Raw genomic sequence first — 22,300 nt, forward strand, 5'->3', positions numbered from 1 at the left:
AAGCGGCTGCTCAGCTGAAGTCGCAACGGAAGACCCAACTCGTCTTCCCGGGGAAGGCACAAGCTTTTTCTCTTTTCCTGGGAGACCAGCGGACCTTAAGGGGGTGGGTTCCGCCGAAACCAAAGCAAGATGCGAGGTCAAACGCGATGCATCCCGTTCCGAGCCGAATTCCGGTGTCCATCATCATTCCGAACTACAATTACGCGCGCTTCCTGAAACGCGCCGTCGACAGCGCGCTCGGCCAGGACCACGCGGATGTCGAGGTCATCGTCGTCGACGATCGGTCGAGCGACGACTCGGCGGCGATCATAAAGTCTTATGGCGACAGGATTCGCGCTTGTCTCAGGCCGAAGAACGGCGGTCATGCCGCGGCCTTCAACACCGGCTTTGCGGCAAGCTCGGGCAAGATCGTGCTGTTTCTCGACGCCGACGACTATCTCTATCCGGACGCCATCTCCAGGATCGTCGACACTTGGGATTCGGCAACCGCCCAGGTCCAATCGAGGCTCCACATCGTCGACGAACGGCAGCGCATCAAGGATGTCTTCCCGCCGCCGGAACTGCCGTTCGATGACGGCGATGTCATGCCGAAGCTCCTGCACAAGGGGCGCTACCAGACGACGGTGACAAGCGGGCTGGCCTTCGACCGCACGACGCTGGAAACCATCATGCCGATCCCCGAAGCGGATTTCCGCCAGGGCGCCGATGGCTATCTTGCGACGCTGGCGCCCCTTTATGGTCATGTTCAGTCGATCGACGAGTGCGTCGGCGCCTACCGCATCCACGGCGCCAACCATTCCGTCTTCGGCGAAAAGCTCGCCGAGCGGGCGCGCTGGCGGGTGACGCACGATTTCCACCGCCTGGAGGCGCTTTCCGACCAGGTCTCCGGTGTCGGCCTGGCCGTGGAGCCGTCGAGAACCTTCCTGCACGATCCCGTTCACCTCGAAGAACGGCTGGCCTCGCTCTGCGCCGACAGGGGTCGGCACCCGGTGGCCAATGATTCCAGGCTGGTCCTGGGTGCGGCTGGCGCCGTCGCCAGCCTCCAGATAACGGCGTCGCTCAGGCGGCGCGCCATCCTTGCCGCCTGGTTTCTGTCCGTCGGCATGCTGCCGCGCAAAATGGCGACGGCGGTGCTGTCCTGGAAGCTCGACGCCTCGTCGAGGCCGGCCTTCCTGGCCCGCTTTTCCAAATCCATCCGCCAGGCGATGGGGTGAGGCGTGGTCCGCGCAGCGGACGCAAAGCCAATTGCTTGGCTTTGCGAACAACGAACGCCCGGAGCGACAGCGAAGGGCCGGGTCCGGCAGACCAGAGGGGGGCGCTGTCCCGCCAGCGTATCAATCGTCCAATTTCCACCGATGCTGGGTCTAAAGGTCCACCATGGCTCAACTCAAAACGCCGCGGCCCTTCGCGCCCCCTCTCTCCTGCCGGACATCCCCCTCCACGAGGGGAGAGATTGGCAGTCTCGGGCCGCATGGAGGCGATCAACCTCTATTGATTGATCTCGGGTTCGACGAGCCTTGCCAGGTTTCGCAGCGACTCCTGCCAGCCGAGGTAACAGGCCTCGGCCGGAATGGCGTCCGGGTATGCCTGCCTGCGTGATGTCCAGTTCCGTGCCGACCGAGACTTTCTTCAATATCACCGTCACCTGTATCTCGCCGGGCAGGTTGGGATCATCGAACGTGTCCGTGTAGCGAAGGCGTTCACCCGGAACGAGCTCGACATAATCGCCGCCAAATGAGTGGCTATTGCCGGTCGTGAAGTTTCGGAAGGACATTTTGAATGTACCGCCGACCTTTGCTTCCAGATGATGGACGGTGCAGGTGAAACCGTTGGGCGGGAGCCATTTCGCCAGCGCGTCCGCCTCGATGAATGCGCGATAAACCTTCTCCGGGCTGGTTGTCAGAACGCGGTGCAAGCGTACGGTGCTGGGCATATCGTTTCTCCTAATGATTGCCGGGACGAACGGGTCTTGGCTCGTCCGACACCCGTGCCGAACATTCTTAAACCGCGACCGCCGCTTCACAGTTCCTTCTCGGCCAGCTCGCGGAACTCGTCCGGCACCGAACGCGCCGCCTCCAGTGCCACCGCGCCATAGCCGACCGCCTGCTTGCCGAAGCGCTGGCGGATATTGTCGATGGCGCGGTCGGCGCAGAAGCGCGCCAGGCCCCTTTTGCTGCCGGGCCTCCGCTTCTCATCGGCAAGCCCGAGTGGCAGCTCCAGCTGCAATTCGGCACTTTCCTCGAGATGCGAGACCGAGATCGCGAGCAGCGAAATCACCTTCTCGCCGGGATGGGTGGCAAGCACGCCGCGCACAAGTTCTTCGGCGGTCTCGGCCAGCATCGCCGTTGCCGAGATCGGTTGGTCGAGCGTGATCGAGCGGCTCACCGCTCGCAGATCGGCAAAGCGCACGCGCACCGTCACCGTGCGGCCGGGCCGATGCTTGGCTCTCAGCCGGCTCGCCACCCGGTCGGCAAGATGCAGCAAGGTTGGCACGAACACATCCGCCACGGCGGGCTTGCGGCCCAGCGCCGATTGCGCGCCCGCCGAATGCGCGCGCCGATGCGTCTCGAGCCGGCGGGGGTCGCGGTTCCACGCCAGTGCGGCAAGCTTTTGCCCGGCGGCCGGCCCGATCAGCCGCTCCAGCGCGCCGCCATGGGTTTGCGCCAACTGGCCGATGGTCTCGACGCCGATGCCGGCCAGCCGCGCCTTGGTCGCCGGGCCGACGCCCCACATCAGGGAGACCGGCAAATCGTGCAGGAAGGCAAGTTCGCCGGCGGGATCGACCACAACCAGCCCGTCGGGCTTGGCCACCTGCGAGGCGATCTTGGCCAGGTGCTTGGTGCGCGCCACGCCGATCGAGATCGGCAGGCCGAGCTCGGCCCGCACGCGGCGCCGTACAATGGCGGCGATCTCGGCCGGCGGCCCGAACAGATGCGTGCAGCCGGCGACGTCGGCGAAGGCCTCGTCGATGGAGATGCGCTCGACCAGCGGCGTGAAATCGTCGAGCACTTCTATGGCGGCGTCGCCGAGCCGCTGATAGTCGCCGAAATGGCCGCCGACGAAGATCAGCTGCGGACAGAGTTCGCGGGCCTTGCGTCCGGGCATGCCGCCGCGCACGCCGAACGCTCGAGCCTCATAAGAGGCGGCCAGCACCACACCGCCGCCGACGGCGATCGGCTTGCCGCGTAGCGACGGATCGAGCAACTGCTCGACCGAAGCATAGAAGGCATCGAGGTCGGCATGCAGGATGGTGGCGCTGGTTTCCATCCCGTTCCACCCTACGGCATTGCAGCATTAGCCATGCCTGTTTTAAGGACTTTTTTGCCGAACAAAAAGAGAACAAACAGGGTCTCTTGTCAAGCTGCGTTTGAGCCGTCGGAGGGGGCGGGTGGAAAGTCTTTCGATGAAGGGGGGATTCAAGATGGAATCTCGTTTTTCTTACTCGCCGTCAGTGGGCAGCGCACCATCGACGAAGGTCCATGATCTGCACCGGAACCTAGTCGCGCGCCACGGCGTTGATTGGCTCGAAGGGACCCTGTTTGCGGAGGCCTGAGATGGACCGCTTCGAAATCATCGATCTCGTTTGTGTCGTTGACGCCTGCACCACCGACCGCGCCGCCGGGCGGCTCGTATCGATGGCGAGGGCCGTCGAAGAGTTGCGCGTGCTCACCGGGGATTTCGTCTCGCCGGATGAGACCGTAGCCAACGCGCTATCCGCGGTGGCGCTGGAGCGCGGCTGCGCGGTGCTGTTCGACGAGCAGCCAGGCGCCGACATTTTGCGGGCACCATAGCGCGTCGCCAAGAGGCGGCCCCGCTTATTTGACGGCTATACCAGGCGACTGCATCGCCCTCTCTGCCTTCGTCGAATTCCGTCGTTTCAGGCGCCTTCCATCAACGACGCGACGACCGTTTTTCGCGCGTATCGGCGGTAGTGGGACCATAGTCCGACCAGCATGGGCCCTCTGCGGTCCAAATGGCGCAAGCCCGTTTCCGGCTTTCACCTAACCTAAGAATATCAATTGGTTGTGTAGGTTTTTTGATCTGAACTGTTCGCTGGCGAGCGGCTTCGCTCTCGCATTGAAACCACATTTATCTAAAGTTTACTGACGCCATTAGGAATTTCTCATATTGCCCTCTTTAGCGGTTGGGCGTGGTGGCGATTCTCGGAGGAAATACCCATGACATCCCGAAAGACTCTCTTTGCCGCGGTTGCGGCATTCGCGCTTCTGGCGTCTCCCGCGCTGGCCGCCGCCGGCGGCAATGGCGGTGGCCACGGCAATGGCGGTGGCCACGGGAATAGCGGCGGCAACTCAGGCAAAAGCGGCTCGCAGGGCAATTCCGGCAAGAGCGGCACGCACGGCAAGTCAGGCAAGACCACGCACGGCAAGTCGGCATCGGCAAAGTCGGGCAAGAAGGCCACGACGCAGGTCTCCGTGGATGAGGTGGAGGTCGCCGCCGTTCCCAAGGAGAAGAACATCCACGCCAAGCTCGGCCGGCTGAACTCGCTGCAGCGCAACATCAACGCCTATATGAACTCCAAGAGCAAGAAGTTCGCTGGCATTCAGGCTTATGTGATGGGATCCGCGATTGCCCAGAACGCCCAGGCCGCGGCCGACGCGGCCGCTGCCGCGGTGGTCGACGCCCAAAACGCGGTGCTGGACAAGCAGGCGGAGTTCGACGCGGCGAATTTGGTTACACCTCCGACGCAGGAGGAGCTGGATGCCCAAGCCGCAACAATCGCTGAGTTGGAGGGCAAAGTCACGGATGCCCAGACAGCGGCTGACACGGCCCAGGCGGAGGCAGACGCAGCCGTTACCGACGTCCCATCGCTCGACGACGCGCTTGCCGACATGGCCAACAAACCCGTCGACACCGAGGTCAAGGACTGGGCCACGGGTGTGCTTGCCGACAAGATCGACCAGGTAGCCGCCAAGCTGGCGGAGGAGACTCCGGCAACGCCGTAAGGCCGATCGAAGTCGAAGCAAAAACGAAATATGCCGCCGGGCTTTGCCCGGCGGAATTGTTTTGAGCGTATCGCGACGTAGAACAAAGCCGTGCCGTCCACGCCCGCCCCTGTGCTGCCGGACATCTTCGACTTAGGGAGAGAACGGCAACTTCGCCGCCGGCAGGTTCGCCCCGGCGCGCACCTACGCAACGAGGCCAGAACGGTTGCTAACCTCAAGTGCGGCATAGCTAATACTCGTTGGCGGGTGTACCTTCCCGGAGTCGGGTTCAAACGGCATTGGGGAGAACAACAGCATGCCTAGGGTTTCGGAACTTTTCTTCAAGACGGCCCTCGTCTTTCTCATCGTGGGTATCGCCGTCGGCCTGCATATGGCGATCTCGGAAGATCACGCCGCTTTCCCGGCGCATGCCCACATCAACCTTCTTGGCTGGGTCACCTCCGCGATATTCGGTGGCTACTACGCGCTCAATCCGGCCAAGGCCGCTCGCCGCATCGCGATGGTCCACTACGGCCTCTATACGCTCGGCCTGGTGGTGATGCTGCCGGCGCTCTACCTGATGCTGGCGAAGGGCAACACGGCGATCGAGCCGCTCGTCGCCGCGGGTTCCATGATCGTCGCCGCCGCCGTTCTGGTTTTCGGCTTCGTGGTCTTCTCGTCCGAACCGGTGGCTACCGTCTCCGGCTTGAAGTCGGCGCCTCGCTGACCGGAGTCATGGTACGCTGCCGGGTGGGTTGCTATGCCATGGCGTAGCGGGTCCCCTGGCGCAGGCTGCTGGTTCGCGGGCTGAAAAGGCTTGCCCTGGCGTCCGGAACGGACGCCAGGGCGCCAGCCCCCTCTGGCGGGCGCAACAAGTCAAGCTTTGGATGAGTTCGCCGTGCCACCGGTTTAAAAAAGGCGCGACAGCAAGCTGTGGATGATGCCGTCGCGTTCGAACGGCCCGGGCACCTTGGCCGGGAGCGATTTGTCGGCCTTGGCCGCCGATGAGGTGCGGCCATAGATGAGCAAAAGCACGGCGATGAAGTAGCCCGCCTGCAGCACCAGGGCGGCGACAAATGTCCAGCCCAGCGACTGCCAAAACGATCCGGTAGCCGCGTAAATCCAGCCAAGGATTACGAGAAGCGTTACTGACATTCCCACAAGAAATTGCGGAAAATACATTTGCCCAATCGAACACCCCGGACCGATTGAAACCCGGGAAGTCCGCCCATGTCTCTACCCAGATCGAGCGTTGCACCTTTCATGTGCGGTCGCAAGTTGGCACTGTGCCGCGCTCTCGGAGGGCTTTCGGCCCACGGCATGCGACCTATGTCTTAGGACTTAGGACCATACGCCTTTCGGTGCAAGTGTGGCGTTGGAGCATCGAGCGCTTTGCTGAATCGTCTCTGCCGCGGGCGAAATCAGCGCAAGGTCGCCGGCGCTGGCTTTGCTGTCGGCTCGATGCGCGAAAGTTCGCGAGCGCCGGCGTTTCCGCAGCGATCGCGCTTCTCACCATCTGATCGCGATCAAGGCGGCACTCGATGACGAGCGCCGGCCGAGGCAGCTAAAGGAAACTCCGCCGGCGCTCGGCGCAAGGGTTGGGTGCTTCGCTTGCGCAAATCATATTAGCGTTTGCGAATATTTTGACCTATCCACCCAAAGAAGGATGCGGTTCCCCAAAGAAGCTGAACTGTCCGCGCCCGCCGGACTTGCTGCGGTAAAGCGCGGTATCGGCTTTCTGGAGCAGATCGTCGCTGCCCAGTGCATCGCCAGGCGCCAGCGCGATGCCGATGCTGACGCCGACGACGACCGGGCTGTCGGTGACCGTGAAGGGAGACTGGAAGCGCTCGATGATGCGCCGGGCAAGCGCCGACACATCCGTCTGTCCGGTAATCCCGGTCTGGATGATGGCGAATTCGTCGCCGCCGAGACGCGCGACCGTATCGTTGTCGCGCACCGCGGCACGCAGCCGGCCGGCCACGTCGATCAGCAATCTGTCGCCGGCCTTGTGGCCGAAATTGTCGTTGACCGGTTTGAAGTTGTCGAGGTCGAGGTAGTGCACGGCCATCAGGGCGCCGCGCTTGGCAAGGGCAAGCGCGCCGTGCAGCCGGTCGGAAAACAGCATGCGGTTGGGCAGGTCGGTCAGCGCGTCGTGATGCGCCATATGCGCGATCGTGGCCTGGTTGCGGCGCTGTTCGGTGACGTCGAAATAGGTGGTGACGAAGCCGCCACCCTCGATCGGCATGCCGCGCACCTCGACGATGGTTCCATTGGGCCGGGTTCGTTCGTAGACATGCGCCTCGCGCTGCCTGACGAGGGCGAGGCGGCGCGCGACATGCATCTCGATATCGCCCGGCCCGTACTCGCCACGCTCGGCGTTGAAGCGAAACAGCGTCTCCATCGAGGGGTAGCCATTGGCGAAAGGTCGTCGGGGTAGTCGAGCAGCGCGCGTTGCCGCTGATTGCAGACGACCATGTTGAGATCCTGGTCGAACAGCGAAACGCCGCCCGGGAAATTGTCGATCACAGCCTCCAGCAGCCGGATCCGCTCGCGCGAATGCTCGATCAACTTGCCCATCCGCCCGATCGCTTCGGCCAGGCCCGGCAGGCCGACCCCTGACGGCTGGGCGACCTCGAACGCATTCGCTAAGACACGTGACACCTTCGGCATCGGCCGCTGACCCCCTCAGCAATTTTCCGAAATATGCGGCAACGCTAATATGGAACGATTGCCATCGGATTAACGGCCCTGGCCCGGGCCTGGTTTTGCGGGGGCGGTTGGTCGCCTCATCGGGCGTGTGTGTGGCCTTTGGGTCTTTTGGTCGATGCCATGGGACCTTTGGCCAAGGACTTCTGAATTCAGGAACCAAGCACAGGCCTGACCGTTCCCCAACCACATCAATCAGGAGGAGCTTATGGAACGCAGCGTCCACGAGGCGCGGTGGATACTTGCGCCTGTCTTCGCGCTCGGCGTCGTCTTTGTCACTGCCGGAATCCTGTTCGGCTAGTGGCCGGGTACAATAGCCAGCGACCCGCCGAGAACGTCCCTTCATCGGCGGAAGGCCGACCCCGCCGCCTTTTCCCGTGAAAGGCGGCGGGTTTCGGTTTGGAAGGTCCATCCATAACCTTCGAAGACCGGCGTCAGACGCAAGAAGGCCCGCCGTGCGCGACGCGCGGCGGGCCTTTTCGTGGTGTTCGCCGGATCAGGTCAGGATCAGTACGATCTTGTAGCTGTCCGGATCGACGATGACGATGCGACCGTCGGCGAGCACGAAATACATGTAGGTTTCGTACGCGGGGACAATCTTGATGATGCGCGCCGGCAAGCGGTGCAGCCGCACCTTCTGCCGCGGCACCTCGATGCCCACCGAAATGTCGAAGTCGACACGCGCCACCGGTGCGACCTTCGTCTCGCGAATGATCTGCGTGACCTCGGTCTTCTGCTCGACGGTCACATTGTTGATCGATGCGGTCGAACCCTGGTCGGTCTGGGTCGAAGCCTTGCCCTGGGCCTGTTCTTCGGTCTGGACCTTGGCCTTACCCTGAGCCTGCTCATCGGTCTTCAGCTTGGGCTTGCCCTGAGCCTGCTCTTCAGTCGGGGCGCCGGCCTTGCCTTGTGCCTGTTCGTCTGTCTTCAGCTTGGGCTTGCCTTGAGCCTGCCCCTCGGTGGTGGCGCCGGCCTTGCCCTGCGCCTGCTCATCGGTCTTCATCTTGGCCTTGCCCTGGGCTTGCTCACCGGCCTTGCCGCCCTGCTGGCAGTCCGCTGCGCCGGCTTCGCAATTGGCGTCACCGCTTGGCTGAACTTCGGCCGGCGTCTGTGTCTGGGCCATGGCGGCGCCACAGCCGACGCCAAGTGCAAGCATGCTGGTGATCAGAAGATGTTTCATCAAAAGTCTCCTCGGAAGTGTCGTCCCTTCGTTGGGTTAACTTCGACTCATGGGCTTTGTTCCGAACTGCCTGCGAAGCGGATCTGTCGCTTCAAGAGGCTAAAAAAGTGCAGGAACAAGCCCCATGTCGTGGCGTTTACGACCAAGGCGACCCGGCTGCGAACGGCCTCCAGGCCGCGTGGCGCAAGTGGCCGCTGCAACCGAAAGGAGACGATCATGAGACTGCATCTTGCAACGGCCGCCGCCGGCATTCTGCTGCTCGCAGGGGTGGGCGCCGCGGCTGCCCAGGACATCATCATCCAGCCTGAACAGGAAACCGTCATTCGGGAATATGTGCAAAAGCAGCCCCTGGCGTCGGTCAAGCTTCCCGGCGTGGAGCTCAATATCGGCACCGCACTTCCCGATACGGTGGAATTGCATGAAGTCCCCAATGTCAAATACCGCTATGTCGTCGTCGACAACCAGACCGTGCTTGTCGATCCCGGCACACGCAAGATCGTAAGGATCATTCAGTGACCCGCATCGAACGGCCCGCCGCTTGCCGGAGCGGTGGGCCGGTCCGCCCGTATTATTTCGTGACTAATATAAGCAGGTATAAGCAGGAACCTTCCTTGGAATCACGCGTTGCCGCGTCTGACTTCGTGCTGCCTTATTAATAGGCAGCATGGGCCAGCGAAGCGGCGAGGCGGCAAACAGGCACGGGCTGGGGAGGAGGCAAGGCATTATGTCGAAACGTGAAATCGGAACGTCCCCCGCATTGGGGATGCGGGTCGCTGACCTGAGGGCCAGGATGCGCAGCGCAAGCATCACCGAGCATGAGATGAGAACTTTCCAGAAGGTCGCGGCCATCATGGGTGATGGCGAAGGCTCCCTACGCATCGATGCCGACGACCTGATTGCGGCGTCCTTCGTTACCCAAGGGGCGGGCGATCACTCCCTGAATTGACAATCCGCCGGCCTGAACCGGTCGAAAAAATCGCGCATACGGTCTGTCGAGTATCAGCGCAGGTAAGGGCGCTGATGCCCGACGTCCGCACGCGTGCCGTCAGCTGTGGCCAACAAGGCCCGGGACGCTTCCGTCCCTCACCAGAGCGGCCGTCAGGGCCGATCTGGCCGCGCTCGGTCATGGTCGCTTTTGCCGCAGGCCGGAACCAATCGCCGCCGGCATCCTTTCCCGAAGGACAATGCTTTGCAGGAAAGGAGTTGGAACCATGAAACCACTCTTGTCATGCGCCTTGCTGCTGGCGCTCGCCGGACCGGCGGCCGCGCAGACCGACGACCAGATGAGCGCCCCGGCGCCGGGCGGACCGTGCCAGGCCGAGCCGCAAGGCCAGAACGACGGCCAGAAGCCGTCGATGGCCAGTGGCGGCAATGGCGGCCTGACCGGCAAGCTCGAACCTTGCGGCGGCGTGCTGCAGCCGCCGCCCACCGGCGACCAGGGCATGGCCCAGCCGGCGCCGAATGAGGGCAGGACGCCCGTGATCAAGCCCGGCGAAGTGCCTGCGCAACCGCCGAAGCAGTAACCCGATTTTATGGGGTCGCCGTGCCGGAGCCGTTGCCGGCGCCTCGAGAGCGGGTTGCTCGGCGACGTACCTTGGCTCGGCGAAGGGCCGTGACAGGATCGACGCCGCTCCATGCAATACCGGTTGCCTCGACAAAGTCGACGAAGGCGCGCCGGACCTGGTCGGCCGTCAAATGCCCGTTCCGCGCCATATCGCACGCCTTCATGGCAGCGGCGTAAGCTTTGCCACGCAACGGTTCCGGCCACTCCTTCAGAAAATTCTGCATCTCGGCCACCGATCCGACGTTACGCCGGAAGCCGGCGCCGACCGCGATCGCCACAGGCGGATGGAACGGCATGTCGCTCATGTGAAAAACCTCCCGGATAGAGTTTCAAGGCAATTCAATGCGGACGATGCCGGTGCGGTTCCCGCATCGATTGCGGCCGATCAATTAGTCTCCACTTGCGGAACAACAGCGTTGTGGCGGCGTTTGCCTTCAGAGCTCGCCACTTATCGACCTGTGGATGTTTCCGCCAAGGCGGAGGCGAGGGCGAAGCTCGCCAACACGAAACAGGAGAGAACGATGAAAATCCTGATTCCTTCCGCCGCCGCGCTGCTTCTTCTTGCAGGCGTCGGTGTCTCTGCCGCGGAGGACGTGATTGTAACAACTCAGCCGCAGGCGGTCGTGATCACGCCCGAAGAAAGGACGGTCATCCGCAAATATGTGCATCGGCATCCGCTGGCTTCGATAAACCTTCTTGGCGTCGAGCTTAATCTCGGCTCCACTCTGCCCGACACCGTAGAGCTGCGGGAGATTCCCGACACTCGATACAGATACACGGTCGTCGGCGACCACACCGTGCTGGTCGACCCCGGCACGCGCCGGGTGGTCGAAGTCATCGAGTGATGCATGATACCTGTCCCGCCGTCTTCGAGAGGAGACGGCGGGCGACGGGTTTGTTCAAAGGAGCATTCCCATGTTGCCGCATGTCGAGACCCCAAACTCAACCAATGTCGCTGCCTGTTGCGACAAGCTGCTGGCCGAGCGAAGCACCGGCTTGCTGTCGATGAAGGAGGCGATCACCGAACTGCGCCGGCGCACCGGCACAGAGCGCTCCGACGCCGATCTCGCCGGGCTGATTACCAAGAAGGCGGCGTTGCTGGGTGTCGCGGTCTTGTCCAACGACCACTAAAGGAAATCGCGGCGTCGAGCGCGCCTACGCCCCAAGACGCCGGCCGAAATATCGGCTAATGTTTGCCGGGAATTGGACCCATCCGATTTGGACCCAACCACGGAGGTGACAGTGACGGACGATAGGCAGGAACGCATTCGCCAGCGGGCGCACGAAATCTGGGAACAGGCCGGGCGGCCCGAGGGCTCGGACATGCAACATTGGGACCAGGCGACCGCCGAGATCGACGGAGCGGCGAAGCCGAAAGCCAAGGCTGCGCCGAAGAAGGCTGCGCCCGCCAAGTCAGCCAAACCGGCAGCCGCCAAGGCCAAGGCACCCGCCAAGGCCGCCAAGGCAAAAGCCAAGGGCTGAGCGCCCACGGGCTAGCTGCCCTCCTTTCATCATCAAAGGACAGCACCCGTGCGTCGGGTGAAGCCTCGGTTGCGTTCCATGCCCAGCGCTCTGCCGAGCGTTGGCAACGCCAGGCTGCGGTTTAGTATGTAGAGGGCAGGGCCTATGGCCGGCTGCCGATGGGCACTGTTTCCAGTTTGACGACGGCCCGGCCGCCGGAACCTTTGTCCTTCCAGCACCAATTTTGGGCGAAGGAGCACGTCATGAACAACATCATCTGGCTGGTCGGGGCGTCATCATCCTCGCGATCCTGAATTTCTTCGGGCTGAGATAGCCTGCACGGCACGCGCGGCAAATGGGTCGCTCGCCTCATTCAATTCGTCTGATGCGGCCCTTGTCGAGGCGGAAGACTCCGTTGTTCCCGCCCTGCTTTTCGAAATCGGTCAGCAGGTCGTCCCAAACTCCCAGGAATTCACCGCAGTCGTCGCAGACGATCCTTGATCCGGGCCTGCGTCAGCCGGAATTCTCAGTCTGATCGTAAGGCAATAGGGGGCATTCCAGTTGGTGGTTCAGATAATGGTCTGGGATCCTGCCGACACGTCTGAGTTGGACAAGGGAGCGGTCATTTGCCTGTCTTGAGCATCCGACTCCCACCCGAGAGCCCGTCGCGCCGGGGATGCGCGCCAGCGATCGGGAACATTAGCCCATTCGAATGGTTGAGTTCTTGCGTCGGATGTCGCTGCTTGGCATCCGGCGCAGGCTGGTGGGCAAACATCGGCCGGCCCGCGTCATCGGTCCCTCCGTGGCGCGGGCTCCTTGTGCATAGAGTTCCGGATTTCCGCAAGGCCAGCGATAAGCATGGCATCTCACGCGTCCCAGGCATCGCTGGAGAGCGCGAAGCGGATGCCGGCCGCCGTCATCGCGAGTTCGCATTCGGTGATTGCCCGCAGGTTGCGCAGATAGCGCGCCACGGTTTGCGGCAGCCAGCCGGCACAGGCCTCGACATAGGCGCGGCTGTGGACCAGCGTGCCGGTCGACAGCCGCTCCTCCTTCCCGGCGATGACCTTCAGATACTGGCGGATGAAGCGGATGTCCTCGGCGATGTCCTGGCTGGCCATGCGCCAGGCGCCGGCGAGGCGCTCGCGCTGTTCGAGCGACAGCGATGATAGAAGCGGGCGGGAGAGATCGGCGAAGGCGGCATGGTTCGCTGTGTTCAAGCATTGTCCCTCCAGCTGAAGAAATATCGTACTTTAAGTACGAAAAGCGGTCAAGGATGCCTCGTACAATTTGAATGATATTGTTGGCAGAGATGGCTCGCTGGTTATAAGAAAAATCAGGAAATCTTATAACGCGGGGCGGCGTCGAGGCCGAACTCAAGGGCGTCAGGCAGCGCAGCTTCCGCTACGCCGATTATGGCGTGCCCGACGAGCACACCACCTTCATCGCTTCGAGCAATGCTTTCCTCGAGGCCAACCCGAAAGCGGCCGCGGCCTTCGTCCAGGCGACGCGGCGCGGCTACCAGTTCGCCGTCGACCACGCGCAAGAGGCCGGCGATCTGTTGATCGCCGCCAACAAGGACGCGCTCACCAATCCGGCGCTGGTCCATGCCTCGCTGAAGGCGCTGAACGACGGCCATTTCCTGAGGAGCGAAGCCGGCGCCATCGGCACCATCGACAAGGCCAAGGTGGACGCGATGGGGGAGTAGCTTTTCGCCGCCGGGATATTGCGCGACGGTGATGGCAAGGCGCTGGAGAAGCGTCCGGATTTCGAGGGCTATTTCACGAATGCGTATCTGGGTAGCTAATCTCCCCCTCAAGGAGGGAGATCACCCAAGCACCCCCCTCACATATCGATCATCGAGCGTTTGACCCGGCCGATGATGGTGATGGCGCCCTCCAGTTCCGGCGGCGGGATTTCCATGTAGGAGGCCGGCTGGAACGGCGGCTTGTCGTTCGGGCGGTAGCGCTTGTAGGTGGCGCGGCCGCTTTCGTCGGAGATCACATAGCAGCCATTGGTCACCAGCCGCTTGTCGCGCAAATTGACGAAGATGATCGAATCCGGCGGCGAGATCTTGTTCATCGACGGGCCGTCGACGCGCAGCGCGATCCATTCGCCCTGCTCGAGATCGGCGGCGGGAATGGTCGGATAGTCCGACAGGTTGACGACGCTGTCCTGGCTGCCGAGATCGCCGGCGCTGATCCATGAGACGATCGGCACGTCGACGGTGAGCGGCGAGAGGACAAGCGCGGCCGAACCCGCCTCGTGGAAGCCGCCGCTTCCCGCGTGATTGCCGTCGAACAATAGCCAGCCGGGATCGACGCCGAACAGGCGGCCATACTTTTCCGCCGCCTTGCGCGACAGCGGGCGGTTGCCGTTCTCGTGGCTGATCAGCGTGTTCTTGTTGATGTCGCGCAACGCCCGTGCGGCATCGCTCGGCGAGGCATAGCCCGCCTCGGCCCGCGCCTGCTGCAATCTGTGTCGAGGATCCATCATCGTACAAAATGCCTGAAATTTATCGTCCAAGGTGTACGATTTTGCTTGCGACTCTTTCGTACATATCGTACGCTTAGCGCATGATCGAGCATCCCGCAAGCATTTCCGCACTGCCCACGAGCATTTCGGGGCTAATCGACCGTTGGCCCGCCATCACCGACTTCGCCGACGAGGTCGGCTGCGGCTACGAGGCGGCGCGCCAGATGCGCCGACGCCAGAGCATCGCGCCGCAGCACTGGGCGCAGGTCGTCGCCGCCAGCCGCAGGCGCGGCATCGCCGGCGTCAGCTACGAATGGCTGGCCGGTGCGACCGCCACTGATACCGCGCAAGGGGAGGCGGCATGACCCTGCGCCTGTCCACCCATTTCGAATCGTCCGGGCTGTCCTCCTCCCCGGCCCGGACGAAGACCGGGGCTTTTGCCCCGGATCCGGCCCGCCTGCCATCACCGCAGGCCGCCGGATCGGCCGGAACCGCTCCTCCCCCGGTTCCGGCCCCCTTTTCGCGCCAACTCGCCGGCCCGTCAGGAACTGGCGAACTGGCCGCCACCTCCTGCATCCGCACCGAGGATGGCACCGTCATCCTGTTCGACAGGCAGACGGGCAGGGCGGTGTCCGCCCTGACGCGCGACGCCGCCGAAGCTGCGCTTCGGTGTCTGCCCGGCGCCGCCTGAACCACCCCTTCGAATGCTTCCGCAACGGCCTGCGGGCCGAACCCCTGGCGCTCGCCCCGGGCGAGGCCTTCGCAATTGATGGATTCCCGATATGGCCGCTGCCTACACCGACACCGAACTCAACGCGATCGCGCTCTGGCTGAAGGATGGCCTGTCGGCGACCAGGATCGCTCTGCGCTTTTCCGCCCTGCGCGGCAGCCCGGTCTCGCGCAACGCCATCATCGGCATCGTCCATCGCAACACCAGCCTGCGCGCCATCGGCTTCGCCAACCCCAGGGGCGGCCGGCCCCGGAAGAATGCGGCAAGGCCAGCTAGGCCGTCGGGAAGGCATGCTGCGGGACAGGCGAAGCGGTCCGGACTGACAAAACTGTCCGGACATCCCGAGCAGCCCAGACAGGCAGAGCCGGCTGGACAGGCGAAGTCTTCCGGGCAAGCTGGTGGGCGGGGCGGGGTTGGTACGCCTTTGGCCCCTGCCGGCCATGCTGGCGCCCCCACGCCGGCAAAGTCAAAACAGGGCAACGCAAGGAAGCCGGCGCGCGTTCTGCCCCCGGCTTGGCTGTCCGGAGGCTTGCGCGCGGAGGAAAGACCCGAGGCACTTCGCTACAAACTACCAGCGCCACCGCCGCCGGTGGCGCCCGGCCGTCAGCCGTATGTCGCCGCCATGGGCTTCGTCGATTGCCTGTTCGGCCGCTGCCGCGCCCCGCTCGATCTCACGCTGGAGGAAGATCCGGACAAGGACGCGCCCGGCGCCAAGCCGGGGCCGGGCATGCTGTGCTGCGGCGTGCGCACCTCGGCGACGCGCTCCTATTGCAGCCACCACCACGCCCGTTTCCACGGCCGGCGAGTGGGGGCAGCATGAGGATTGTGCGATCGCTGGAGCTGCCGATCTCCCCCGCAAGGGGTGAGATCGGATGTCGCCACGGTCTTCGCCAATCACCAAAGTCGCAGCAAGGCAGCGCGGATGCCAGGGGGAGACGTCCGGCCAGGGCAGAGGAGAGCGCGAAGGATCGCCAACTTCGCCAGCCGCCCCGCAACCAACTCACGAGGAACACCCGATGAGCAAGAAAACCGCCCAGAAGGCCAAACCAAAGCCCCCGAAGCTGCCGAAGGGCGAGGCCGAGCAGGTGCGCATCCGCAAGGAGATCGGCCATGATTTCGCGTTGAGGGAGGACCGCTTCGGCCGCAAGCGCCTGACAACGGGAACGCAAGAGGCGGCGCGCATCTACGAAGTCTCGAACGGTGGCTATACCTCGACCGGTGGCATCGTACGGGTGCGCAATGTCGATCCGCTGGTGGGCATCACCTCGCTGTCGCGCCAGCAGCGCGAGGCGGGCATGCGCTTTCGCGGGGATTTCGAGCGCGCCTCGCGCGAAGGGCTGCGGCCGATGGCCTGGGAAGAGCGCGTCGACGGCGGCCGGCGCGATGGCGGCATTCCGGACCGTATCCTGTCGGCCGGCCGCGCCCATGCCGAAGCCACCCGCGCGCTGGCACATTGGGAGGTGTCAACTGTGGTGCAAAAGATCTGCTGCGCTGGCGACTCGGTAAAGAGCCTCGCCGAGCAGACTGGCGAGGTGCGCGACGTAGTGAGCAAAATGCTCAAGATCGGCCTGGACCTGCTGGCCGTGCACTATGGGATGATGGGGCGGAGGGCAGGGTGAAGATGTGGATAGCAGCGAATCGGGCCCGGATGACCGCCATCGAGAAGAAGAGTAGTAACGCGGTCATACCCACATGTAGACATGCCTCAATCAGAACCCTACCGCCCAGGGTCACGATGCTGTCCGGCCGGTGGCTATCACGGCTCGCAGAATTGTAGACATGTGGACACGACCGCACGTCCACATGTCATCATCTATGGTGTTGGGCACCTCAAGCGTCCGTTGTTGGACTAGGCGACACCTTGTAGATTGGAACGACACCTTGGAGATTGGAAACATGGCGCTCAAGCGGATGGACAACGTAGGAATCGTCGTCGAAGACCTCGGAGGGACGATTGATTTCTTTCGCGAACTCGGCCTCGAGCTCGAAGGGCGGGCCACGATCGAAGGAGAATGGGCCGGACGTGTCACTGGACTGGGCGATCAGCATGTCGAGATTGCCATGATGCGCACACCGGACGGCCACAGCCGGCTCGAGCTCTCCCGCTTCCTCACGCCGCCTGTCGTCGCAGATCACCGGAACGCCCCGGTCAACGCCCTAGGCTACCTCCGCGTCATGTTCGCCGTGGACGACGTCGACGAGACGCTTGAAAGGCTCCGCACGCGCGGCGCGCAGCTCGTAGGCGAAGTAGTCCAGTATAAAGACGCGTATCGGCTCTGCTACATCCGTGGGCCTGAAGGGCTTCTCATCGGACTCGCCCAAGAACTCAGCTGAGCGCAATACGAAGACAAATGGCGAAGAGTGACCAATGTCAGCGAGCGCGTCCGAGGCCGACCCGCCTGTTCGAGGTCCATCCCTCCACGGTCGGCTGCGTTCTCGCCGAGCACGATTAGGTCGTCAACCCCGGGCCGGGTCGCCCGCGAAAGCCGCCGTCAGCAGCCGAAGGGCAGGGATTGCAGAGAACCAGCGCCCGGGCGCTTATTCCGGGCCTTTCTGCCACCATCCGCGAACGGCGACAGCTGCAGACGCCTCCGAGGGACGATCCGGCCGGTCCCACCGGCCGGGATCAATCCTCACATCACCGCTCACAAATCCGGATCTTCTCGATCACGCGGTGGTGGTGGCGCCAGTGCTTGCGGTACTCGGTCCAGCAATTGCGGTGGTGGCGCATGGAGTAGCGCGGCCTGTAACCATCGTCATAGACATTGTACCGATAGTGCGGGCGATAGACGTAAGGATCGTCGTAGTACGGGCCGCCATAATAATCATCGTCATAGGCGGGACCGATGCCGATGCCGAGCCGCAGGCTGTCGGCACTGGCCGGGCCGATCATGGCCGCCGCCGACGCAATAGCGATGACGGAGGCGAGCAGGAGCTTTTTCATAGCTACCTCCTTTTCAAGGTTGATCTAATCAAACCCCTGAGGCGCGGCCCTGTTCCACAATTTTGCAAGAAGTGACCACGGGCAAACCCACCCCGGTCGGTCGCAAAATGCCGGGGCAGCGGCATTTGCTTCATCATCGCAAGGCCGTCTCCGGGCGGCGCATCGACCCCGACAGCCGCTCGTTCCTTGACATCGCCCACGGCCACATCCCGCGTCGAATGAACCAATCGAAGGCCGCATTCGGCAAACTCAATCCGCTTGCCGGGCTGGTTTTGAAATCTTCTCGCTCATTTAATTCTATAAAATCGGTAGGCTTAATGCAGATAGCGGTTTTTGCGAGAAGGAGCCTGGCATGTCGAAGAAGCTGGTGGTGGGGCTGTCGGGTAACTTGACTCGTCCGTCCAAGACCAAGGCATTCATCAGCCATATCGTTGGCGATATCGCCGGCAGGACGGGCGCTGCCTCGAGCGTTTTCGATATCGAGGATCTCGGTCCCTCCTTCCCGCAGGCGAGGCGCATCGGCGATCTCGATCCGTCGGCGCGTAATCTTGTCGAGCAATTGCTCGGCGCCGATATCGCCGTGGTCGGTTCGCCGACCTTCAAGGGCAGCTACACCGGGCTTTTCAAGCACTTCTTCGATCTTCTCGAGCCGTCCTCGCTGCGCGGCAAGCCGGTCGTCCTGGTTGCGACCGGCGGCGGCGAGCGGCACGCCTTGATCGTCGAACATCAACTGCGGCCGCTGTTCGGCTTCTTCGAGGCGCTGACCGTGCCGACCGCAATCTACGCCTCCGACAAGGATTTCGCCAACGGCCAACTGGTGTCCGAAGCCATCCACGCGCGTGCCCGGCAGGCCGTTGCCGAAGCATGCCGGGCGGCAGGTGTGCCCTACAGCGTCGGCCTTGCCGCCTGAAACACCGGATTCCCCTTTCCGCACAGCGCCAGAAGGAAGCCTGCAAATGACCAGCAAGTCCCGTCAGAGCAAGTCGCGAAAAATCAAGCTGGGCGCCTTCCTGCCCGGCGGCGGACAGCATATCGCCGCCTGGCGGCATCCCGATGCGCCTGCCGACGGCGCCACCAATTTCGAGTTCCACAAGCAACTGGCGCTGACCGCCGAGCGCGGCCTGTTCGATGCCTATTTCCTGGCCGACAATCTGACGGTCGGCCTCGGCGCCCGCGAAGGCGGCAATGCCAAGATCGCCGGCTTCGAGCCGGTGACGTTGTTTGCTGCGCTTGCGCCGCTGACCACGCATCTCGGCTTCATCGCCACGGCCTCCACCACCTATGAGGAGCCCTATACGCTGGCGCGCAAATTCGCCTCGCTCGATCTTTTGTCCAACGGCCGGGCCGGCTGGAACGTCGTCACCTCGGCCGGCGATGACACTGCGCGCAATTTCAATCGCGATGTCCAGCCGAACCACGCCGAGCGCTATGCCCGGGCGCATGAGCATGTCGAGACCGTCAAGGCGCTGTGGGACAGCTGGGAGGACGACGCCTTCATCCGCGACAAGAAGTCGGGCCGCTTCTACGACAAGGACAGACTGCACGACGTCGACCACAAGGGTGCGCATTTCAGCGTCAAGGGTCCGCTCAACGTGCCGCGCCCGGTGCAGGGGCACCCGGTGGTGGTGCAGGCCGGGCAGTCGGAGGACGGACGCGGGCTGGCCGCGCACTCGGCCGAGGTCATCTTCACCGCCCATCAGAAGCTGGAGACGGCGCAGGAGTTCTACCGCGACATCAAGGCGCGCGTGGCCGCTGTCGGCCGCGATCCCGACCAGGTGCTGATCATGCCGGGCGTGGCGCCCTTCGTCGGCCGCACTGAAGAGGAAGCGCAGGCCAAATACCGGCAGCTCAATGACCTGATCCTGCCCGAGGACGGCGTCGCGCTGCTCAACGGGCTGGCCGGCCAGACGCTCGACATCAGGGGTTATCCGCTCGACGGCCCGCTGCCGCCCAGCAAGGAAACCGAAGGCATGAAGAGCCGCCAGGCACTGATCCGCCAGATTGCCGACGAGCACAACTTCACTATCCGCCAGCTTTACCAGTGGGTGGCAACGGCGCGCGGCCATTACACCATCATCGGCAGCGCCACCCAGGTCGCCGACCAGCTGGAGGAATGGTTCGCCAACGAGGCTGCCGACGGCTTCAACATCCTGCCGCCCTGGCTGCCCGGCGCGCTCGACGATTTCGTCGACCTGGTGATCCCCGAGCTGCAGCGTCGCGGCCTGTTCCGCACCGCCTATGAAGGCCGAACGCTGCGCGAGAACCTCGGCCTCAGGCGGCCGGAAAACCCCTGGACCGCCGCCCGCACGAAGGTGTTGGCCGCCGAATGATCGGCTGAAGCGCCGGACGCCACTCGAAGCTCCTGACAATCCTAAAGCAAAGGGCAAAGACGATGAGTTTGCAGCACATCGAACAGCCGGTCATCCTCGGCGACGGCGCAACCAGGCTCGGCGCCGATGTTCTGCGCCTGGCCAAGGCGGCATCCGTCCGCCTTGTGTCGCGCTACAGCATCCTGATCGCCTTCCTCGCGCTCTGGCAGATCGCGAGCAGCGCCGGATGGGTCAATGCCGCGGTGCTGCCGCCGATCGACATGATCGTCGCAGCCCTCTGGAAGGGGCTCGCCGGCGGCACCTTGCTCGGCGACATCGCCATCAGCCTGCAGCGCGCCGGCATCGCCTTCGTCGCGGCGGTGGTGGTGGCGATCCCGCTTGGCCTGTTCATGGGCCAGGTGCGATCGGTCGAAACTGCGCTCGATCCGATCCTGCAGGTGTTCCGGCAGACCTCGGCGCTGGCGCTCTATCCGGTGTTCATCCTGCTGCTCGGACTGGGCGAGGCATCGAAAGTCTTCGTCATCTTCTGGGCGACACTGTTTCCGCAGCTGCTCAACACCATCAGCGGCGTCAAGGAGGTCGACCCGAAACTGCTCGAGATGGCGCGCGTCTATGGCGCCACGCGGCTCACCGTGTTTCGCCGCGTCGTGCTTCCGGGCGCCGTGCCCTCGATCTTCGTTGGCTTGCGGCTGAGCGCGACCACCGCACTGCTGCTGCTGATCGCCTCCGAAATGATCGGCGCCAACAAGGGCATCGGCTTTCAGGTGATGAACGCCCAGTACAATTTCCAGATCCCGCTGATGTTCGCGGCGATCGTCATCCTCGCCGGCCTCGGCCTGATCGCCAACCAGGCGCTGGTCAGCCTCCAGCGGCGGCTCTGCCGATGGAGCCAGCCCGTCAACTGACCCGCATCAACTGAACATTGACGCCTCTCGCTCTTCTTCTCGAACAAGGAAAGACCGGATCATGAAAATCACCCGCCGTACCCTGCTTGCCGGCGCCCCGCTTGCCGCCGGCATCGTCGCCGCCGGCCTGCCGCGCTTCGCCTTTGCCGAAGCCGCACCCGTCAAATTCCGCTACCTCGCCAGCCGTGGCGGCATCTCCGCGCATGAGCTCGCCGACGAGCTCGGCTACTTCAAGGGGCTCGGCGTCGAGCTGGAGAATGCCGGCTACGCCGCCGGCGGCCCGGAATCGCTGTTTGCGCTGTCCTCCGGCAGCGTCGACATCGGCTCGGCCGCCACCGCCGCGGTGATCAACTCGATCTCGGGCGGCAACGACTTCGTCGCCGCCTATCCGAGCAACGGCATCAACAAGGATGTCAAAAGCGTCTTCTACGTGCTGGAAGACAGCCCGATCAAATCGATCGCCGACATTGCCGGCAAGACCATCTCGGTCAACACGCTCGGCGCCCATCTCGACTACACGGTGCGCGAGGCGCTGCACAGCGTCGGCTTGCCGCCGGATGCCGCCAACCTCGTCGTGGTGCCCGGTCCGCAGCTCGAGCAGACCTTGCGCTCGCGCCAGGTCGATATTGCCGGGCTCGGCTACTGGCAGGCGACCTTTGCCGGCGCGCTGGTCGCCAATGGCGGCGTGCGCGGCGTCTTCAACGACACCGACGTGCTGGGCGAATTGGCCGGCGGCTTCGTCGTGCTAAGGCGCGACTTCATCGCAGCGCATCCGGACGCCGCCCGCAATTTCGTCGAACAATCGGCGCGCGCCGCCGACTGGTCGCGGCAGAACCCTGACGAGGCGCGCAAGGTGCTGGCCAACATCCTCAACAAGCGCGGCGAAAATGGCGATCTCGCCCGCTACTGGACCGGATTTGGCCTGCGCGACGGCGCTGAGGCGACCGACCGCGACATCGACTTCTGGGTCGCCGTGCTCGAACGCGACGGCCGCCTCGCCAAGGGCAAACTGAAGGCCGCGGATATCCTCTACCGGCCGGGCGAAACCAAGACCAACTGAGCAGG

General features: G+C 63.7%; 29 protein-coding genes and 2 pseudogenes. 21 read left to right on the forward strand and 10 right to left on the reverse strand.

All coding sequences use genetic code 11. From position 1 onward, the window contains the following. Positions 1 to 146: 146 nt before the first annotated feature. On the forward strand, positions 147 to 1,214 hold the full coding sequence (locus ACSQ3Z_RS25645) for a glycosyltransferase family 2 protein (protein ID WP_436174102.1): 1,068 nt from the start codon (positions 147 to 149) through the stop codon (positions 1,212 to 1,214). A 274-nt stretch (positions 1,215 to 1,488) separates the two neighbouring features. Here ACSQ3Z_RS25645 and ACSQ3Z_RS25650 read toward each other — a convergent pair. Next, a pseudogene (locus ACSQ3Z_RS25650) lies at positions 1,489 to 1,933 on the reverse strand (SRPBCC family protein). An 86-nt stretch (positions 1,934 to 2,019) separates the two neighbouring features. Further along, positions 2,020 to 3,267 carry a DNA polymerase IV gene (dinB, locus tag ACSQ3Z_RS25655; protein ID WP_436174103.1) on the reverse strand — a complete coding sequence of 416 codons (1,248 nt, stop codon included), beginning with the start codon at positions 3,265 to 3,267 and terminating at the stop codon, positions 2,020 to 2,022. Between the two features lie 287 nt (positions 3,268 to 3,554). Here dinB and ACSQ3Z_RS25660 point away from each other — a divergent pair, with 287 nt between their 5' ends. The 3 genes from ACSQ3Z_RS25660 to ACSQ3Z_RS25670 all read left to right on the forward strand — a co-directional run bounded on the left by ACSQ3Z_RS25660 (position 3,555) and on the right by ACSQ3Z_RS25670 (position 5,670). Continuing rightward, the gene (locus ACSQ3Z_RS25660; RefSeq protein WP_120018053.1) at positions 3,555 to 3,791 is read left to right on the forward strand and encodes a hypothetical protein; all 237 of its coding nucleotides are present in this window, start codon (positions 3,555 to 3,557) and stop codon (positions 3,789 to 3,791) included. 387 nt (positions 3,792 to 4,178) lie between these two features. Next, positions 4,179 to 4,964, forward strand: coding sequence for a hypothetical protein (locus ACSQ3Z_RS25665; protein ID WP_436174104.1), 786 nt, complete (start codon positions 4,179 to 4,181; stop codon positions 4,962 to 4,964). A 295-nt stretch (positions 4,965 to 5,259) separates the two neighbouring features. Beyond that, positions 5,260 to 5,670, forward strand: a complete 411-nt coding sequence (locus ACSQ3Z_RS25670; RefSeq protein ID WP_436174105.1) for a hypothetical protein — start codon at positions 5,260 to 5,262, stop codon at positions 5,668 to 5,670. A 182-nt stretch (positions 5,671 to 5,852) separates the two neighbouring features. On the opposite strand, the gene ACSQ3Z_RS25675 is transcribed toward ACSQ3Z_RS25670, so the two are convergent. The 3 genes and pseudogenes from ACSQ3Z_RS25675 to ACSQ3Z_RS25685 form a co-directional block, all read right to left on the reverse strand. Beyond that, on the reverse strand, positions 5,853 to 6,098 hold the full coding sequence (locus ACSQ3Z_RS25675) for an exopolysaccharide production repressor protein (RefSeq protein ID WP_436174106.1): 246 nt from the start codon (positions 6,096 to 6,098) through the stop codon (positions 5,853 to 5,855). 493 nt (positions 6,099 to 6,591) lie between these two features. Continuing rightward, positions 6,592 to 7,188 carry a diguanylate cyclase domain-containing protein gene (locus ACSQ3Z_RS25680; RefSeq protein ID WP_436175137.1) on the reverse strand — a complete coding sequence of 199 codons (597 nt, stop codon included), beginning with the start codon at positions 7,186 to 7,188 and terminating at the stop codon, positions 6,592 to 6,594. Then, positions 7,183 to 7,418, reverse strand: a pseudogene (locus tag ACSQ3Z_RS25685) (PAS-domain containing protein); the annotation flags it as partial. The pseudogene ACSQ3Z_RS25685 and the gene ACSQ3Z_RS25680, both read right to left, overlap by 6 nt. Here ACSQ3Z_RS25685 and ACSQ3Z_RS25690 point away from each other — a divergent pair. Then, entirely contained in the window at positions 7,395 to 7,562 is a 168-nt protein-coding gene (locus ACSQ3Z_RS25690) for a hypothetical protein (protein ID WP_436175196.1), read from the forward strand. The pseudogene ACSQ3Z_RS25685 and the gene ACSQ3Z_RS25690 overlap by 24 nt on opposite strands. Positions 7,563 to 8,145: 583 nt before the next feature. Here ACSQ3Z_RS25690 and ACSQ3Z_RS25695 read toward each other — a convergent pair. After that, entirely contained in the window at positions 8,146 to 8,829 is a 684-nt protein-coding gene (locus tag ACSQ3Z_RS25695; protein WP_436174107.1) for a DUF1236 domain-containing protein, read from the reverse strand. A 216-nt stretch (positions 8,830 to 9,045) separates the two neighbouring features. Between ACSQ3Z_RS25695 and ACSQ3Z_RS25700 the strand changes: the two genes are divergently transcribed. From ACSQ3Z_RS25700 to ACSQ3Z_RS25710, 3 genes are all read left to right on the forward strand, one after another. Then, positions 9,046 to 9,345: a DUF1236 domain-containing protein gene (locus ACSQ3Z_RS25700; RefSeq protein ID WP_436174108.1), complete on the forward strand. Its 300-nt coding sequence runs from the start codon at positions 9,046 to 9,048 to the stop codon at positions 9,343 to 9,345. 208 nt (positions 9,346 to 9,553) lie between these two features. Then, on the forward strand, positions 9,554 to 9,775 hold the full coding sequence (locus ACSQ3Z_RS25705; RefSeq protein WP_192181500.1) for a hypothetical protein: 222 nt from the start codon (positions 9,554 to 9,556) through the stop codon (positions 9,773 to 9,775). A gap of 265 nt (positions 9,776 to 10,040) precedes the next feature. Next, positions 10,041 to 10,352 carry a hypothetical protein gene (locus ACSQ3Z_RS25710; RefSeq protein ID WP_436174109.1) on the forward strand — a complete coding sequence of 104 codons (312 nt, stop codon included), beginning with the start codon at positions 10,041 to 10,043 and terminating at the stop codon, positions 10,350 to 10,352. 7 nt (positions 10,353 to 10,359) lie between these two features. Here the strand turns inward: ACSQ3Z_RS25710 and ACSQ3Z_RS25715 are convergent, their stop codons facing one another. Next, complete coding sequence (locus tag ACSQ3Z_RS25715) at positions 10,360 to 10,698, reverse strand: DUF982 domain-containing protein (RefSeq protein ID WP_436174110.1); 339 nt, start codon at positions 10,696 to 10,698, stop codon at positions 10,360 to 10,362. Between the two features lie 216 nt (positions 10,699 to 10,914). On the opposite strand from ACSQ3Z_RS25715, the gene ACSQ3Z_RS25720 reads away from it, so the two are divergent. From ACSQ3Z_RS25720 to ACSQ3Z_RS25730, 3 genes are all read left to right on the forward strand, one after another. Further along, entirely contained in the window at positions 10,915 to 11,238 is a 324-nt protein-coding gene (locus tag ACSQ3Z_RS25720; protein WP_436174111.1) for a DUF1236 domain-containing protein, read from the forward strand. Positions 11,239 to 11,308: 70 nt separating this feature from the next. Beyond that, the gene (locus ACSQ3Z_RS25725) at positions 11,309 to 11,524 is read left to right on the forward strand and encodes a hypothetical protein (RefSeq protein ID WP_436174112.1); all 216 of its coding nucleotides are present in this window, start codon (positions 11,309 to 11,311) and stop codon (positions 11,522 to 11,524) included. A 111-nt stretch (positions 11,525 to 11,635) separates the two neighbouring features. Beyond that, positions 11,636 to 11,875 (forward strand): DUF2934 domain-containing protein, encoded by a 240-nt coding sequence (locus ACSQ3Z_RS25730; RefSeq protein WP_436174113.1) that lies wholly within the window; start codon positions 11,636 to 11,638, stop codon positions 11,873 to 11,875. Positions 11,876 to 12,720: 845 nt separating this feature from the next. On the opposite strand, the gene ACSQ3Z_RS25735 is transcribed toward ACSQ3Z_RS25730, so the two are convergent. Beyond that, a complete protein-coding gene (locus tag ACSQ3Z_RS25735) occupies positions 12,721 to 13,071 on the reverse strand; it encodes a hypothetical protein (protein WP_436174114.1) in 351 nt (116 codons plus the stop codon). A 128-nt stretch (positions 13,072 to 13,199) separates the two neighbouring features. Between ACSQ3Z_RS25735 and ACSQ3Z_RS25740 the strand changes: the two genes are divergently transcribed. Then, positions 13,200 to 13,559, forward strand: a complete 360-nt coding sequence (locus ACSQ3Z_RS25740) for an ABC transporter substrate-binding protein (protein WP_436175138.1) — start codon at positions 13,200 to 13,202, stop codon at positions 13,557 to 13,559. Positions 13,560 to 13,696: 137 nt separating this feature from the next. On the opposite strand, the gene ACSQ3Z_RS25745 is transcribed toward ACSQ3Z_RS25740, so the two are convergent. Then, positions 13,697 to 14,347, reverse strand: a complete 651-nt coding sequence (locus tag ACSQ3Z_RS25745) for a LexA family transcriptional regulator (RefSeq protein ID WP_436174115.1) — start codon at positions 14,345 to 14,347, stop codon at positions 13,697 to 13,699. 80 nt (positions 14,348 to 14,427) lie between these two features. Between ACSQ3Z_RS25745 and ACSQ3Z_RS25750 the strand changes: the two genes are divergently transcribed. The 5 genes from ACSQ3Z_RS25750 (at position 14,428) to ACSQ3Z_RS25770 (ending at position 17,390) form a co-directional block, all read left to right on the forward strand. Next, positions 14,428 to 14,691 carry a hypothetical protein gene (locus tag ACSQ3Z_RS25750; protein ID WP_436174116.1) on the forward strand — a complete coding sequence of 88 codons (264 nt, stop codon included), beginning with the start codon at positions 14,428 to 14,430 and terminating at the stop codon, positions 14,689 to 14,691. After that, positions 14,688 to 15,017 (forward strand): hypothetical protein, encoded by a 330-nt coding sequence (locus tag ACSQ3Z_RS25755; protein WP_436174117.1) that lies wholly within the window; start codon positions 14,688 to 14,690, stop codon positions 15,015 to 15,017. The genes ACSQ3Z_RS25750 and ACSQ3Z_RS25755 overlap by 4 nt, the downstream gene beginning before the upstream one ends. Before the next feature lie 91 nt (positions 15,018 to 15,108). Next, complete coding sequence (locus tag ACSQ3Z_RS25760; RefSeq protein ID WP_436174118.1) at positions 15,109 to 15,876, forward strand: GcrA cell cycle regulator; 768 nt, start codon at positions 15,109 to 15,111, stop codon at positions 15,874 to 15,876. Positions 15,877 to 16,072: 196 nt separating this feature from the next. Further along, positions 16,073 to 16,675 (forward strand): DUF6456 domain-containing protein, encoded by a 603-nt coding sequence (locus ACSQ3Z_RS25765; RefSeq protein WP_436174119.1) that lies wholly within the window; start codon positions 16,073 to 16,075, stop codon positions 16,673 to 16,675. A 277-nt stretch (positions 16,676 to 16,952) separates the two neighbouring features. Then, positions 16,953 to 17,390 (forward strand): VOC family protein, encoded by a 438-nt coding sequence (locus ACSQ3Z_RS25770; RefSeq protein ID WP_436174120.1) that lies wholly within the window; start codon positions 16,953 to 16,955, stop codon positions 17,388 to 17,390. A 304-nt stretch (positions 17,391 to 17,694) separates the two neighbouring features. Here the strand turns inward: ACSQ3Z_RS25770 and ACSQ3Z_RS25775 are convergent, their stop codons facing one another. Continuing rightward, the gene (locus ACSQ3Z_RS25775) at positions 17,695 to 18,000 is read right to left on the reverse strand and encodes a hypothetical protein (RefSeq protein WP_436174121.1); all 306 of its coding nucleotides are present in this window, start codon (positions 17,998 to 18,000) and stop codon (positions 17,695 to 17,697) included. Positions 18,001 to 18,352: 352 nt separating this feature from the next. Here ACSQ3Z_RS25775 and msuE point away from each other — a divergent pair, with 352 nt between their 5' ends. From msuE to ACSQ3Z_RS25795, 4 genes are all read left to right on the forward strand, one after another. Beyond that, positions 18,353 to 18,910 carry an FMN reductase gene (msuE, locus tag ACSQ3Z_RS25780; RefSeq protein WP_436174122.1) on the forward strand — a complete coding sequence of 186 codons (558 nt, stop codon included), beginning with the start codon at positions 18,353 to 18,355 and terminating at the stop codon, positions 18,908 to 18,910. 46 nt (positions 18,911 to 18,956) lie between these two features. Next, complete coding sequence (locus tag ACSQ3Z_RS25785; RefSeq protein ID WP_436174123.1) at positions 18,957 to 20,330, forward strand: LLM class flavin-dependent oxidoreductase; 1,374 nt, start codon at positions 18,957 to 18,959, stop codon at positions 20,328 to 20,330. 62 nt (positions 20,331 to 20,392) lie between these two features. Then, the gene (locus ACSQ3Z_RS25790) at positions 20,393 to 21,235 is read left to right on the forward strand and encodes an ABC transporter permease (RefSeq protein WP_436174124.1); all 843 of its coding nucleotides are present in this window, start codon (positions 20,393 to 20,395) and stop codon (positions 21,233 to 21,235) included. A 61-nt stretch (positions 21,236 to 21,296) separates the two neighbouring features. Next, positions 21,297 to 22,295: an ABC transporter substrate-binding protein gene (locus ACSQ3Z_RS25795; RefSeq protein ID WP_436174125.1), complete on the forward strand. Its 999-nt coding sequence runs from the start codon at positions 21,297 to 21,299 to the stop codon at positions 22,293 to 22,295. Positions 22,296 to 22,300 lie beyond the last annotated feature (5 nt).

The sequence above is a fragment of the Mesorhizobium sp. LjNodule214 genome, from assembly GCF_964252735.1.
GTDB lineage: Bacteria > Pseudomonadota > Alphaproteobacteria > Rhizobiales > Rhizobiaceae > Mesorhizobium.